This window comes from Vibrio sp. 10N.261.51.F12, assembly GCF_041471725.1.
GTDB lineage: Bacteria > Pseudomonadota > Gammaproteobacteria > Enterobacterales > Vibrionaceae > Vibrio.
The window spans coordinates 1-14,207 of sequence record NZ_JBFROV010000025.1 but is presented as its reverse complement, the minus strand read 5'-3'; the positions used below and the strand labels follow the sequence as shown (position 1 = coordinate 14,207).

Annotated in this window: 13 protein-coding genes; 9 read left to right on the top strand and 4 right to left on the bottom strand. The window is 44.8% G+C overall.

From position 1 onward, the window contains the following. Positions 1–129 precede the first annotated feature (129 nt). Both AB4405_RS15390 and rarD read right to left on the bottom strand, forming a co-directional pair. Positions 130–798: a LysE family translocator gene (locus AB4405_RS15390; protein ID WP_372061677.1), complete on the bottom strand. Its 669-nt coding sequence runs from the start codon at positions 796–798 to the stop codon at positions 130–132. Next, positions 798–1,697, bottom strand: a complete 900-nt coding sequence (gene rarD, locus AB4405_RS15385) for an EamA family transporter RarD (RefSeq protein ID WP_102469975.1) — start codon at positions 1,695–1,697, stop codon at positions 798–800. The genes AB4405_RS15390 and rarD overlap by 1 nt, the downstream gene beginning before the upstream one ends. A gap of 204 nt (positions 1,698–1,901) precedes the next feature. Here rarD and recQ point away from each other — a divergent pair, with 204 nt between their 5' ends. The 3 genes from recQ to AB4405_RS15370 all read left to right on the top strand — a co-directional run bounded on the left by recQ (position 1,902) and on the right by AB4405_RS15370 (position 4,897). Then, on the top strand, positions 1,902–3,737 hold the full coding sequence (gene recQ / locus AB4405_RS15380; RefSeq protein ID WP_372061675.1) for an ATP-dependent DNA helicase RecQ: 1,836 nt from the start codon (positions 1,902–1,904) through the stop codon (positions 3,735–3,737). Next, positions 3,730–4,032, top strand: coding sequence for a DUF3630 family protein (locus AB4405_RS15375; RefSeq protein WP_102469973.1), 303 nt, complete (start codon positions 3,730–3,732; stop codon positions 4,030–4,032). Before recQ ends, AB4405_RS15375 begins: the two co-directional genes overlap by 8 nt. A 193-nt stretch (positions 4,033–4,225) precedes the next feature. After that, entirely contained in the window at positions 4,226–4,897 is a 672-nt protein-coding gene (locus AB4405_RS15370; protein ID WP_102469972.1) for a 7-cyano-7-deazaguanine/7-aminomethyl-7-deazaguanine transporter, read from the top strand. 63 nt (positions 4,898–4,960) lie between these two features. Here the strand turns inward: AB4405_RS15370 and gppA are convergent, their stop codons facing one another. Both gppA and rhlB read right to left on the bottom strand, forming a co-directional pair. Then, positions 4,961–6,457, bottom strand: coding sequence for a guanosine-5'-triphosphate,3'-diphosphate diphosphatase (gene gppA, locus AB4405_RS15365; protein WP_372061674.1), 1,497 nt, complete (start codon positions 6,455–6,457; stop codon positions 4,961–4,963). Positions 6,458–6,476: 19 nt separating this feature from the next. Next, positions 6,477–7,772 carry an ATP-dependent RNA helicase RhlB gene (gene rhlB, locus AB4405_RS15360; RefSeq protein WP_102469970.1) on the bottom strand — a complete coding sequence of 432 codons (1,296 nt, stop codon included), beginning with the start codon at positions 7,770–7,772 and terminating at the stop codon, positions 6,477–6,479. Between the two features lie 108 nt (positions 7,773–7,880). Here rhlB and trxA point away from each other — a divergent pair, with 108 nt between their 5' ends. The 6 genes from trxA (at position 7,881) to fre (ending at position 13,729) form a co-directional block, all read left to right on the top strand. Beyond that, on the top strand, positions 7,881–8,207 hold the full coding sequence (gene trxA / locus AB4405_RS15355) for a thioredoxin TrxA (RefSeq protein ID WP_102469969.1): 327 nt from the start codon (positions 7,881–7,883) through the stop codon (positions 8,205–8,207). A gap of 193 nt (positions 8,208–8,400) precedes the next feature. Next, positions 8,401–9,660, top strand: a complete 1,260-nt coding sequence (rho, locus tag AB4405_RS15350) for a transcription termination factor Rho (protein WP_102469968.1) — start codon at positions 8,401–8,403, stop codon at positions 9,658–9,660. A gap of 108 nt (positions 9,661–9,768) precedes the next feature. Next, positions 9,769–10,767 carry a hypothetical protein gene (locus AB4405_RS15345; RefSeq protein WP_372061673.1) on the top strand — a complete coding sequence of 333 codons (999 nt, stop codon included), beginning with the start codon at positions 9,769–9,771 and terminating at the stop codon, positions 10,765–10,767. Positions 10,768–10,868: 101 nt separating this feature from the next. Further along, positions 10,869–12,734 carry a 4-hydroxy-3-polyprenylbenzoate decarboxylase gene (ubiD, locus tag AB4405_RS15340; RefSeq protein ID WP_372061671.1) on the top strand — a complete coding sequence of 622 codons (1,866 nt, stop codon included), beginning with the start codon at positions 10,869–10,871 and terminating at the stop codon, positions 12,732–12,734. After that, the gene (locus tag AB4405_RS15335) at positions 12,731–13,003 is read left to right on the top strand and encodes a 2Fe-2S iron-sulfur cluster-binding protein (RefSeq protein WP_102469965.1); all 273 of its coding nucleotides are present in this window, start codon (positions 12,731–12,733) and stop codon (positions 13,001–13,003) included. The genes ubiD and AB4405_RS15335 overlap by 4 nt, the downstream gene beginning before the upstream one ends. A 12-nt stretch (positions 13,004–13,015) precedes the next feature. Then, positions 13,016–13,729 carry an NAD(P)H-flavin reductase gene (fre, locus tag AB4405_RS15330; RefSeq protein WP_372061669.1) on the top strand — a complete coding sequence of 238 codons (714 nt, stop codon included), beginning with the start codon at positions 13,016–13,018 and terminating at the stop codon, positions 13,727–13,729. Positions 13,730–14,207 lie beyond the last annotated feature (478 nt).

The following is a 14,207-nucleotide window of genomic DNA, read 5'->3' as shown; positions in this document are numbered from 1 at the left end:
ATAGGGCTGAAAGTGTAAGTCTTTAATTATCATGCGCTTAAGTGTTTTTCTGGGCTTATTTGTGCGAGCAAAAGTGCTAATGGCCTACTTCTTTGTGAGAGATCTCTTACACAGAGGATGTCGAATGGCCTAATTGTATGCAGATAGTGTCATTGTCACTTGGTACAAGATCACCAAACCAATCCCCGAAAACAAGATGCCACACAGCGCATCGATATAAATAGAGACGGACAAAAGACGTTGTTGAAGTCTTTTTGTTGATAGGGCCCAAGCAAGAAAGGAGAACCAAGCGAGTGATAGTGACCATAATATAAAGAGGGCACTGATCTTGCCCGGAACCGACATAGAGGCAGGGACTAAGCTCGACATTAGGCTAATAAAGAACACTAACGCTTTTGGATTCAAAATGTTGGTTGTGAAACCACGTGACAGCGCTTGTCTTCGATTATTTAGCAGTAAGCGGCTATCGGAGCGCAACGTTTCCTGGGTATTTCTATCTGACCAGCGAGAAGCAACTGATCGCAGCGCACCAATACCAAGGTACAAAAGATAGAGCCCGCCAGCGCACTGAAGCAAAGCAAATAATGCGGGATGTTCATGGATGATGTAGCTCACCCCAGTTAGGCTAAAGATGGCATGCATTAAGATACCAAGCGATAGCCCAAGCGCGATATAAAAGCCAGTTTGCCTTCCGTATTTAGTGGCATTTTGTACCACAAGAGCAAAATCTGGGCCTGGGCTCATTAAGGCAACAAAATGAACGGTCGCGAGTGTCATTAATATTGTGATTTCATTCATTATTGAGACTTCTTTTGTGTTCTATTTTTAAGACCATCGAAACTGAAGACTAGTAGAGCACCCCAGATAAATGCAAAGGTCAGTGCTTTATCCATCGCAAACGCTTCGCCGTAAACTAAGACCGCGAGCAAAAACATTAAACTTGGACCAATATATTGAAAAAATCCCAGTGTGGATAATTTTAAGCGAGTCGCCGCACCGGTAAAGCACAGTAATGGTAATGTGGTAATAACCCCTGCCGAAATCAGTAACAGGTTGAGCTTCATGTCATTATTGAACAGGTTTGATGTTGCAGTATCCGCAAACAGCGTGAGAAAGATTAGGGCAACAGGAAGGAGTACCAGGGTTTCAACAAAGAGTCCCGTCTGAGCGTCTAAGTTCACTTTTTTACGCAGTAGACCATAGAAGCCAAAGCTGGTGGCCAGCGCTAGGGCAACGATAGGAATAGAGCCAAAGACGAATAACTGAATGAGAACCCCCACGGCCGCGAGAGCAACTGCAAACCATTGCATTTTTCGCAGTCTCTCACCGAGAAAAAGCATACCCAATATGACATTAAGCAATGGGTTGATGTAGTAACCCAGGCTTGCATCAAGCATGTGATTGGAGTTGACTGCCCAAATGAAGATCAACCAATTTGTGCCAACAAGCAAAGAGGTTGTGATTAAGAAAACCATTTTTTGTTTAGATTTAAGAACATCGCGCACACCGCGCCATCGGCGACTTAGGTGCAATAGTCCCGCCAGTAAAAAGAACGACCAAATGATGCGATGACTCAAGATTTCCAAAGGGGAGACATCACCCAGTGCTTTGAAGTAAATAGGGGCGATTCCCCACATGGTATAAGCACCGACGGCAAGTAATATACCTTCTTTGGCTCGTTGTTGTTCTAAGGGCATGCTGTGGTTCTCAAAAGCGAAAGCCAGTTTGGCTTAAAAAAGGGGAAGCTGAGCAGTATAGCGCCTCACTGGCTGTGGCACTAATTATTGTATGAATGATAGCCGACGTTTAATCCACATGGTCAACGAATTCCAGTTTCATTCCCCCTAGAACATCTCTACAATGTAGCGTCTTTCGCCCTTCATTTATTGTCAGGATATTGCATGACCGCTGTGTTACTTGCTGAACAGCCCGAATCATTACCAAGTTCACAGTCGATCCTAGAGTCGGTCTTCGGTTACCAAGACTTTAGACCCGGTCAACAAGAAGTGATTGATAACGCGATCGCTGGCTTGGATGGCTTAATCATTATGCCGACTGGCGCGGGGAAATCGTTGTGTTACCAAATCCCAGCGTTAGTGCGCAGTGGTATTACTATCGTTGTGTCTCCGCTTATCTCACTAATGAAGGACCAGGTTGATCAGCTAAAAGCGAACGGCGTAGCGGCGGAATGCATTAACTCAACGATGAGCCGAGAGGCGTTGGTGGACACCTACCGTCGTATGAACAGCGGTCAAATTAAGCTGGTATACGTCTCACCAGAGCGTGTCTTAATGCGTGATTTTATTGAACGTCTTGAACACATCGAGCTTTCAATGATAGCGGTGGATGAGGCGCACTGCATTTCACAGTGGGGGCACGACTTTAGACCTGAATATGCGGCGCTGGGGCGACTAAAAGAATTGTTTCCGTTTGTGCCGGTGATCGCGCTAACCGCGACGGCCGATGATGCAACACGAAAAGATATCATCCAGCGTCTGAGCTTACAAAATCCCCATGAATACCTCGGCAGTTTTGACCGACCCAATATTCGTTACACCTTAGTTGAAAAGCATAAGCCGGTATCTCAGGTGGTTCGTTTTCTTGCTGAAAATAAAGGTGGCAGTGGCATTATATATTGTGGCAGCCGCAAGAAAGTAGAAATGGTCACGGAGAAGCTCTGCAATAACCATATTCGAGCAGCCAGCTATCACGCTGGACTGGATACCGATGAGCGTGCGTATGTGCAGGATGCTTTCCAGCGTGATGATATTCAAATAGTGGTTGCCACGGTGGCATTTGGTATGGGGATCAACAAACCGAATGTCCGTTTTGTCGTGCATTTCGACATTCCGCGTAACATTGAGTCCTACTATCAAGAAACTGGCCGCGCAGGTCGAGATGGTCTCCCTGCTGAGGCGATGATGCTTTATGATCCAGCCGATATTGGTTGGCTGCGTCGTATGCTAGATGAAAAGGATGAGGGCCCTCAGAAGCAAGTCGAGAGCCACAAACTTAACGCGATGAGTGCGTTTGCTGAAGCGCAGACCTGCCGACGTCAGGTTCTGCTGAACTATTTCGGTGAGTATCGTGAAGAGCCTTGTGGTAACTGTGATATCTGCCTCGATCCTCCTAAGCGTTTCGATGCGACGGAACAAGCACAAAAAGCCTTGTCATGTGTGTATCGAGTGAACCAGAGTTTTGGTATTGGTTATGTGGTCGAGGTATTACGCGGTATGGCTAATATTCGAGTCAGAGAGCATGGCCACGATAAGCTGACAACCTATGGTATTGGCCGAGATCATAGCCATGATTATTGGGTGAGTATTTTTAGGCAGCTGATCCATAAGGGGCTGCTTAACCAAAATATCACGCGTAATTCAACCTTACAATTGACAGAAGAAGCTCGTCCGGTGTTGCGTGGGGATATGCCTCTTGAGCTTGCGGTGCCTCGTTTAGATACTGCGGCTCGGACGGCAAAGTCAGAGAAAATGGTATCCAAGCACTATGACAAAAAGCTGTTTGCTAAATTGCGTAAACTAAGAAAATCGATTGCTGATGAAGACAGTTTGCCACCTTATGTGGTGTTTAGTGACGCTACCCTTATTGATATGGCCGAGATATTACCAACATCGTATGGCGAAATGTTGGCTGTGAATGGGGTCGGAGAGCGTAAGTTAGAAAAATATGCGAATCCATTCTTAGATTTAATCCAGGAGCATTTAACCAACCATGGCTGATTTCGGACTGCATGAATACATCCAAGACCAGGGTAAGTTGCTCATTGCTGCCCCTTCGTTTGATTTCGATAGCTTCGAGGTGTTAGCTGACCGAATGGTTACAGCGTTGTCGGCACAAGTGATTGAAAAACAGTGGGATGCTGATTTACATACCTGGCTGGTGGACTTTGAAGGCTGTCGATTATTATTAAAAGGTGAACATTATAGTGAATTGATGTGGTTTGAAGCCCTTGATAAAACGAATTCTATCGAAGACCTTGATTTTCTTGCGACACTTTTTCAGCGAGGCTTTTAACGGATAACGGATGTCGTTATCGCTATTTTGACGAGTAAAACGTTTGCGTTTCTGGCCTCTATTGCGCCTAGAATTGATTAATGTATAATCGCCCGCCGCGAATCGATGGAAACATCGATATTTTATTACTGTCATTAGAGACGTTGTCTCACTTGGGTTCCCTCCACCCCAAGCAAAACGAAAAAGGTACAATATGAATCATTTTTCTCCTGCGCAACAGCGCAACGCGTTAGCACTTCTCGTTTTATTTCACTTGGTCATCATTGCCTCAAGTAACTATTTGGTACAACTGCCTTTTACCGTATTTGGTTTTCATACCACATGGGGTGCATTTACCTTTCCGTTTATTTTCTTGGCAACGGATCTCACGGTTCGCATTTTTGGTGCAAAAATGGCAAGAAAAATCATCTTCTTGGTCATGCTCCCAGCTCTACTGGTCTCTTACGGGCTATCAGTACTGTTTTTTGAAGGACAGTTTCAAGGCTTCCTACATTTAGGTGAGTTCAATCTGTTTGTGGCTCGTATTGCAGCTGCTAGCTTTATGGCTTACTTACTGGGACAGATTTTGGATGTACATGTCTTCAACCGATTGCGTCAAATGAAAAAATGGTGGGTAGCACCGACGTGTTCGACGTTGTTTGGTAATGCGCTAGACACACTTGCGTTCTTTGCTATCGCGTTTTACCAAAGCCCAGATCCATTTATGGCAGAGCATTGGACTGAGATTGCATTAGTTGATTATGGCTTCAAGCTTGTGATCAGTTTAGGGCTTTTTGTTCCGATGTATGGGGTATTGCTGAATTACTTAGTGAAGAAACTTACCGCAAGTAATGGTGAGTTTAAAATAACGGGTGTGAAAGCATAGGACGTTTAAAAGAGATAAAAAAACCGAACGCATGTTCGGTTTTTTTTGGTTCAAATAAAGCGCTTAAACGGCATTGATGGTTAACGGCCAGCCCAAGTCAGATTGACGATTCGATTCGATCTCCAACTCTGCAGCGGTAAGAGGGTTGTTATCAAGCCACTGCTTATCTAACGTCAAAATCAAATTATCATCTTGGCTGGTCAGAGAGACATTGGGTTGTAGGCTGCTTTGTCTTCTGTGCGTAATGATCACCGCAAGGCGCAGTAAGCGCAGTGTACGTGTCGCACTTTGTGCTGAGACCGCATGTTGCGGTGGCAGTGGACTCAATTGATCTTTGTAGCGTCGTACAACCTCGGCTAAAAAGTGCTTTTGAGCACGGGTAAAACCCGGGAGATCGATATTTTGAAGTAGATAAGCACCATGCTCACCTGCTTTCTTAAAATCAAAGGAGAGTCCTACTTCATGCAGTTTCGCTGCGGTTGTTAACAGTGTTTCACCATGGGGTTCATGGATGCAAGTCGTTCCGCCACAGGCGCTCAGCAATTGGCTTACCGTTGTTGCGACTTGCTCACCATAGCTGACATCGAGTTGACAACGTGATTGTAGGCTACCGATCGTTCGCGCTCGGATGTCATCTTGCTGAAGCTCAGAGACCATGTCGTAAACCATCCCTTCGCGTAATGCGCCGCCCGCAAGCGTCATGTAATCGAGATTTAATAGCTCGAATACGGCGATGAGAATCGATAAACCACTCGGGAAGACAAGTGCTCGTTCAAGCGTCAATCCCTCGATATCAAGCTCTTCTAAGTGATCGGCTTGCATTGCCTGTTTTTGGAGGCGTTTGAGTTTCGCATGCGTGATAACTTCGTCCATACCCTGTGCGAGCATGATCTCTTGCAGTGCCTGTACTGTCCCACTCGCACCAACACAAGTATCCCAACCAAGTTCTTGGTATTGCTTGAGTATTGGTGCCAAGGTGTCCTTGGCTGCGTTGATGGCGCAGTCAAAGTTTTTCTTGTTTAATTGGCGGTCTTTGAAGTGACGCTCAAGCCATGTCACACAGCCCATTTTTAAGCTGGTTAATGCCTTAGGCTCAAACCCTTCACCGATAATTAACTCGGTACTTGCACCGCCAATATCCACGACTAATCTACGGCCAGTGCCACCAGAGGTATGGGCAACCCCTTTATAAATTGTTGCCGCTTCTTCTTCACCTGAAATCACTTGGATTGGATAGCCAAGAATTTCGTTTGCTTTATCGAGAAAGATATCCACATTTGTGGCGGTTCTCAACGTAGCGGTTCCCACAATACGGATATTGTCTTGAGGAATGTCTTGTAGTCTCTCAGCAAAGAGACTTAAACAATCCCATCCGCGCTGCATGGCTTCAGGGCTTAATGCCATCGTGCTATTCAAACCAGCGGCAAGGCGAACCTTACGCTTTATCTTGGCCATGGTTTGAATGCTACCGTCAACATGTCGAACCACCAACATGTGAAAGCTGTTCGAACCTAAATCAATCGCGGCATACAAGGGTGAAGAGTTAACTGCTTGACTCATAAAATGTGGCTACTTCCTTTTAAGAGCGTGGTGCTCTTGGTCTTCTTTGTGGTTTACGATTTGACTGTCTAGGGCCGCCCGTATTGGTACGACGTTGGCCTGAGTTACGAGGTCTCATCGTTGTCAAAGGAGCCGGTAGGTCGGTCAATAATGCCGTTGAGTCATAATCCGATACTGGGATTGAGTGCTCAATGTATTCTTCAATACCTGGCAAGTTGATCGCATAGTCTTCACAAGCAAAGCTGATTGAGTGTCCACTCGCACCAGCACGACCAGTACGACCAATGCGGTGTACGTAATCTTCGCAATCGTCAGGGAGGTCAAAGTTAAACACGTGTGTGACTTGAGGAATGTGTAATCCACGCGCAGCAACATCGGTTGCCACAAGGATGTCAACGTCACCTTGGGTAAATTGTTCCAAGATTTTTTCACGTTTCTTTTGTGGTACATCGCCAGTCAATAGGCCAACACGGTGACCGTCGGCTGCGAGATGTCCCCAAACTTTGTCACATTTGTGCTTAGTGTTGGCGAAGATAATGGCACGATCTGGCCAATCGTTTTCAATCAGCGTCTGTAATAGAGTCATTTTCTCTGAGTTAGACGGATAGAAAAGCTCTTCTTGAATGCGGTGTCCGGTCTTTTGTTCAGGTTCAACAACGACATGCTCAGGGTTGTGCATATGTTCAAAAGCAAGCTCTTGTACTCGGTAAGACAAGGTTGCAGAAAACAACATGTTCAAACGATCTTTTGGCTCAGGCATGCGACGGAACAAGAAGCGAATATCTTTAATAAAGCCTAAATCAAACATGCGGTCAGCTTCATCAAGAACGACGGCTTGGATATTGTTTAGGTTGAAAACACGCTGCTTGTAGAAATCGATGATACGACCACAGGTACCGATTAGGATATCGACACCTTGTTCAAACTGAGCTAGTTGCTTGTCGTAGCTATCGCCACCGTAAGCGAGTGCTGTCTTTAGTCCTGTGCTTTCGATAAGTGGTTTAGCATCGTTATGGATCTGGATGGCTAATTCACGAGTCGGGGCCATGATAATTGCACGCGGTTGGTTAGGCGTACGACCATCATTTTCAGGAGTGATGAGTAAGTGGTTAAAGGTAGCAGCAAGAAACGCGAGCGTTTTCCCAGTCCCTGTTTGGGCCTGGCCTGCAATATCTTGGCCGGTGAGCAGTACCGGCAACGCCAAGGCTTGGATAGGGGTACAGAATTCGAACCCTTTTTTTTCCAGTCCTTCAATGATTTGCGGTTGTAAATCCAAATCGGCGAATTTTTGCTCTGTGATATGCGTCTTTTTCATCGGCACAGAATATCAGCTTAAGCTTGCAATACGAAGTTAAATACTTTCCAATAGGAGAACTAATTGTTGGTGATTATCTCATCAACACGAAAAATATCGGAGTGAAAGATGAGTGAAAAGATTTTGCAGCTGACTGATGACGGTTTTGAAACTGACGTGATTAATGCTGCAGGCCCGGTTCTTGTTGACTTCTGGGCAGAATGGTGTGGTCCTTGTAAAATGATTGCTCCTATCCTGGATGAGATCTCAACAGAATACGAAGGCAAGCTCACTATCGGTAAACTTAATATTGATCAGAATGCGGGTACGCCACCAAAATTCGGTATTCGTGGTATTCCGACACTGCTTTTATTTAAAGATGGTGCGGTTGCTGCAACGAAAGTTGGTGCACTTTCAAAAACACAATTAAAAGAGTTTTTGGACGCAAATCTATAATGATAAGTAACGAAAACCGTGTATCTTAACAAATACACGGTTTTGTTTTTCCCAAAGCTAGACTAGAATAAGTTTTAGTGCTAATTTATCGCACGTTAATTAAACAAACGTTCACTTCTTGGTCGTTCCTGAGACCAAATCCATCTTACATAAGAAAATAGATCCTATTTTGACTAAACAAACATCCACCACAATGAATTTAACAGAATTAAAGAACAGACCTGTTTCTGAGCTCGTCAAGCTTGGCGAATCATTAGGCCTAGAGAACTTGGCTCGTCTGCGTAAGCAAGACATTATTTTCGCCACCTTAAAAGCGCATGCGAAAAGTGGTGAAGATATCTTTGGCGACGGGGTTCTAGAAATTCTTCAAGACGGGTTTGGCTTCCTGCGTAGCGCAGACAGCTCGTATCTAGCTGGTCCCGATGACATTTATGTCTCTCCGAGTCAGATTCGCCGTTTTAACCTGCGTACTGGTGATTCTATCGCCGGGAAAATTCGTCCACCAAAAGACGGTGAGCGTTATTTCGCATTGTTGAAAGTTAACACGGTTAACCACGACAAGCCGGATAATGCACGTAATAAAATCTTGTTCGAGAACCTCACTCCTCTGCACGCTAACGAGCGCATGGTTATGGAGCGTGGTAACGGTGCAACAGAAGATATTACGGCACGAATTCTCGATCTAGCTTCTCCAATCGGTAAAGGCCAGCGTGGTCTTATTGTTGCTCCGCCAAAAGCGGGTAAAACAATGTTGCTGCAAAATATTGCACAAAGCATCGCGCACAACCATCCAGATTGTGAGTTGATGGTTTTACTTATCGATGAGCGTCCAGAAGAAGTGACCGAGATGCAACGCCTTGTAAAAGGTGAAGTGGTCGCGTCAACCTTTGACGAACCAGCATCACGCCACGTGCAAGTGGCTGAGATGGTAATCGAAAAAGCAAAACGCTTGGTTGAACATAAGAAAGATGTCGTTATCTTACTGGATTCAATTACTCGTTTGGCTCGTGCTTATAACACCGTTGTACCGTCATCAGGCAAAGTACTGACCGGTGGTGTAGACGCGAACGCTCTGCATCGTCCAAAACGTTTCTTTGGTGCCGCTCGTAACGTTGAAGAAGGTGGTAGCTTGACTATCATCGCGACAGCGTTGGTTGATACAGGCTCTAAGATGGACGAAGTTATCTACGAAGAATTTAAGGGTACAGGTAATATGGAACTGCACCTTAACCGTAAGATTGCAGAAAAGCGCATCTTCCCTGCGATTGATTTCAATCGTTCAGGTACTCGTCGTGAAGAGTTGTTAACGAAGCCTGATGAGCTACAGAAGATGTGGATTTTGCGTAAAATCGTCCACCCAATGGGTGAAGCGGATGCAATGGAATTCCTCATTGATAAGCTTGCGATGACAAAAACGAACAACGAATTCTTTGATGCAATGCGCCGTCAATAACGGATAGCATTTCTCAAATTTAAAACGCCACCCAACAAGGGTGGCGTTTTTGTTTGCACTTCCTCCTTTTCAGGCGCACACTTAACAAAGTGTTAACAGGAGGTTGAAATGCTACAAGGATGGTTAGCGTCGTTTCTCCTGAGTCTTGCAGTCTTGGTTGTGCCATCTGCAATGGCGTCTAAGGAAATGACAAGAGAAGAGGTCAATTACTGGCTTAACAGTGCTCAAATCCAACTGAAAGTATCTGAGTACATTGATTTGGTCGAAAGGGATGAGGTGGATAGCCTTAGGTTTTCCTTGAATCGTCTCGCGTTGCCACAGCAAGAGGTGGCCCGTTTCTTACTGCTTCAAGATATTGAACACCGTAACACGATACTCACTTCAAAAATGGCGATCTTCGTTAAAAGCCAAAAGTCACTACCGTCTATCTATACCGTTTTGGAAAGAGGAGAAGGGTATGAATTTTCGGTGCCAGCTTTTAATTATCCGGCAATTTCAGCACGACTCATCAAACAATGGAACAGTGACCAAAAGACGCTAGATTTCATCTTGCTTGCAGAGAGTGGTCAACTGACTTTAAGAGAGTGGTTATCTGAGGGGAGTGATTATGATCGCCAAAGCCGAGAAAACATACTTGTTAGTGAGTTTGATAGTTTGTCACCGCAAGGCAGTAATTTTCTCATTGGTCAGCTGACGAATACTAAAGTCACGGAATGGCTTCCTTCGACTCAAGTTTTGGTAAGGATGGCTCAGGTGAGTGAAGATGAGCAACTCTATCAATTATTGTGGAAAATGAGAGCCGATCACAACAGTCAAGCTGAATTAGAGCGCTTAGCGGATGTACAGAGTGTCTTTGCACAGCAACAAATGATGCAGGCGGCGATGAATCCAAGCTTAAAACAGCAGGCGTTATCAGAGTTGGCACAAATTAACCCACTGCCAGATGAAGTGAAACAATTCCTCGTCTCTCGAATGACCTTGTCCGATGATGCTTCTTTTGTCGCGAAGCAATTGGCACAAAATGGCCATAGCGGTTGGGTTAGAGATGTCGTTTCTACCAACAATGATGTAAAAGCGAGTTTGATACTTCGAGCCTTGTCTAATTAGGTAAACTGAGTGGATAGATATCATCCTTTTTGCCGCAAACTTCGCCTACTGGCGAAGTTTGCGTATATAATGCCTGCATCTTTCAAGGCGATGTATACCCTATGAATTTTAAGGATTTGCGAGACTTTATCGATCACTTAGAGAGTAAGCAGCTATTAAAGCGTATTACTCATGCTGTCGATCCACATTATGAAATGACCGAAATCAGTGATCGTACTCTACGTGCTGGTGGGCCCGCATTACTGTTTGAAAACCCTATTGGCTACGACATGCCGGTCTTGACGAACCTATTCGGCACATCGGAGCGTGTCGCTATCGGGATGGGTCGACAAGATGTCTCTGAGCTGCGTGAAGTTGGTAAATTGTTAGCCTATTTAAAAGAGCCAGAGCCGCCGAAGGGATTTAAAGATGCCCTTGATAAGCTGCCAGTATTCCGACAAGTCTTGAATATGCCAGTCAAGCGACTAAAAAAAGCGGCTTGTCAGCAGGTAGTATGGGAAGGTGATCAGGTTGACCTTGATAAGGTCCCAGTGATGAGTTGTTGGGCTGACGATGTTGCGCCGCTATTAACATGGGGCCTGACCGTGACCAAAGGGCCGAATAAAAATAGACAAAATCTCGGTATCTATCGTCAACAAAAGCTAAGTAAGAATAAAGTGATCATGCGTTGGCTCGCTCATCGTGGAGGCGCACTTGATCTCAGAGATTGGATGGAAACACACCCAGGTAAGCCATTTCCTGTTTCTGTCGCATTTGGTGCCGACCCCGCTACGATTTTAGGTGCCGTAACACCAGTACCAGATACATTATCTGAGTATGCTTTTGCAGGGTTATTAAGAGGCGAAAAGACGGAAGTTGTAAAATCCATCAGTAATGACCTTGAGGTGCCAGCCAGTGCTGAGATCGTCTTAGAAGGGTACATAGACCCGGCAGAATTTGCTGATGAAGGCCCTTACGGTGATCATACAGGGTATTACAATGAAGTCGAAAAGCATCATGTCTTTACGATCACTCATGTGACAATGAGAAACGACCCGATTTATCACAGTACCTATACAGGGCGTCCACCCGATGAGCCTGCGGTATTAGGTGTTGCGCTCAATGAGGTGTTTGTTCCGATCCTACAAAAGCAGTTTCCAGAAATTGTCGATTTTTATCTACCACCGGAAGGATGCTCTTATCGGATGGCGGTAGTGACGATGAAGAAGCAATATCCAGGGCATGCCAAGCGCGTCATGATGGGAGTGTGGTCTTTTTTACGCCAGTTTATGTACACCAAGTTTGTGATTGTGTGTGATGAAAGCGTGAATACAAGAGACTGGGATGACGTCGCTCAGGCGATGAATAGCAACATGGAACCGTCCAACGACACATTATTGATCGATACAACACCGATAGACTCTTTAGACTTTGCTTCTCCAGTGGTAGGGCTGGGTTCAAAAATGGGGCTCGATGCTACCGTTAAATGGGAAGCTGAGTTGGCTATGAGAACGGTTAAAGTTAATGACACCAGCACCTATGTACAAATGTCCCAAAGTAATCTGGCAGATGTTATCGAGGAAGTGAAATTACAACTTCCAGAAATACGCGACTTTTATATAGCACCAGGCCAGGGGGAAAGCCGTATGGCGATGGTGGCAATTGAGAAGCAGTCATCGGGGCAAGCTGTCATTGTCATGAACCGGATATGGGACATTGTGCAGCCTCATCTGAATATAAAGTTTCTTATTGCATGCGATGAGGATGTCAACGTACGTGATTGGAATGATGTCATTTGGGCGATCACCACCAGAATGGACCCTTCTAGAGATACGATGATGTTGGATAGTCATGGTTCAAGAGCTGGCTTAGATGCCACCAACAAAATAGGGAAAGAAACGCTGCGAGAGTGGGGTGTGCCAATTAAGAAAGATCCATTAGTCGTAGAGAAAATTGACCAGATATGGGATGAATTAGACATCCTATGAGTCATAAAGTAACACTGCTACCGCAGAAGCTAGAGTTTATCGTTCCTAATGGACAAACGGTGTTAGACGCAGCGCTCAACCAAAATATAGCGTTCCCACATCGTTGCAAAGTAGGGGCTTGTGCTTCATGCCTATGCCGTATTCGAACTGGGCTGGTTCATTATGAACTTGAGCCTATGCTAACTGAAAAAGAAAAACAGCAAGGCTGGATGTTTTCATGCCTTGCTCACGCTGAAAGCGATCTTGTGATTACTTTTAGTGAAGAATAAAAGAGAAAAAAAATGACAATTAAATTTAAAGTAAAGTCCATAGAACCATTAGCCTCAAATACTTATCAAATCCTATTGCACCCGGAGCACCCTGTTAGCTTTAAAGCTGGACAGTACTTAATGGTTGAGATGGGCGAGTCAGATAAACGTCCATTTTCCATCGCAAGCAGCCCTTGTCGTCATGAAGGCGAGGTCGAACTACACATCGGTGCTGCTGAACATAATGCATATGCGCTTGAAGTCGTTGACGCGATGAAAGCGGCATTAGAAAGCGGCGCTGATATTAACATCGATGCACCACATGGTGATGCTTGGATTCGAGAAGACAGTCAGCGTCCAATATTATTAATTGCTGGTGGCACGGGTTTTAGCTATGTTCGTTCTATTTTGGATCATTGTATAAGCCAAAATATAGTGCAGCCTATTTATCTGTACTGGGGAGGCCGTGATGAGAACCAGCTATATGCAAAAGAAGAATTACTAGCAATAGAAGAACAGCATAAGCATATCCAATTTATTCCAGTTATTGAAAATGCGGATCCACAGTGGGATGGTAAACGTGGAAATGTTTTACAAGCGGTTGGTGATGACTTTGAGTCATTAGCCGATTTTGATATTTATATTGCAGGTCGCTTTGAAATGGCAGGGGCTGCACGTGAACAGTTTACTCAAAATAAACAGGTGACCCCTGAGCATATGTACTCAGACGCGTACGCATTTATATAAATCTTAGTAAAACAGGCCGAAAAGGAGAGTTTTTATACTCTCCTTTTGTTTTTCTGCTGTTCTTTTCACCAAACAAACGTTTTTTCGAAAAAAAATCAATTTAGGGGTTGCGTACCAGTTCAATCTGCCTATAATGCGCCACTCCAGACGGGAAGGCAGCAAAGCAAGAGCCAGACTGGCCTGGAAGGGAATGAGCCAAATCGAAATAGTTTGAAAAAGTGTTTGACACGACAAGTTATTTAGATAAAATGGCCGCCCACTTCGACAGAGAGCTGAAAGGCTTAAAAACGAAAGTTTACTCATCGAAGTTATGTTCTTTAACAATTTAGACCTATATCAATCTGTGTGGACACTTGTTGATGATAATCATTACGTTTGCTTCTGCTGCAAAGTAGAAACGAACACTTCTTCGGAAGTAAAATGGTTTTCAATGAACACGTGACCTAAGGGTAGTAAGTTCGCTTACTGTCACACAGTC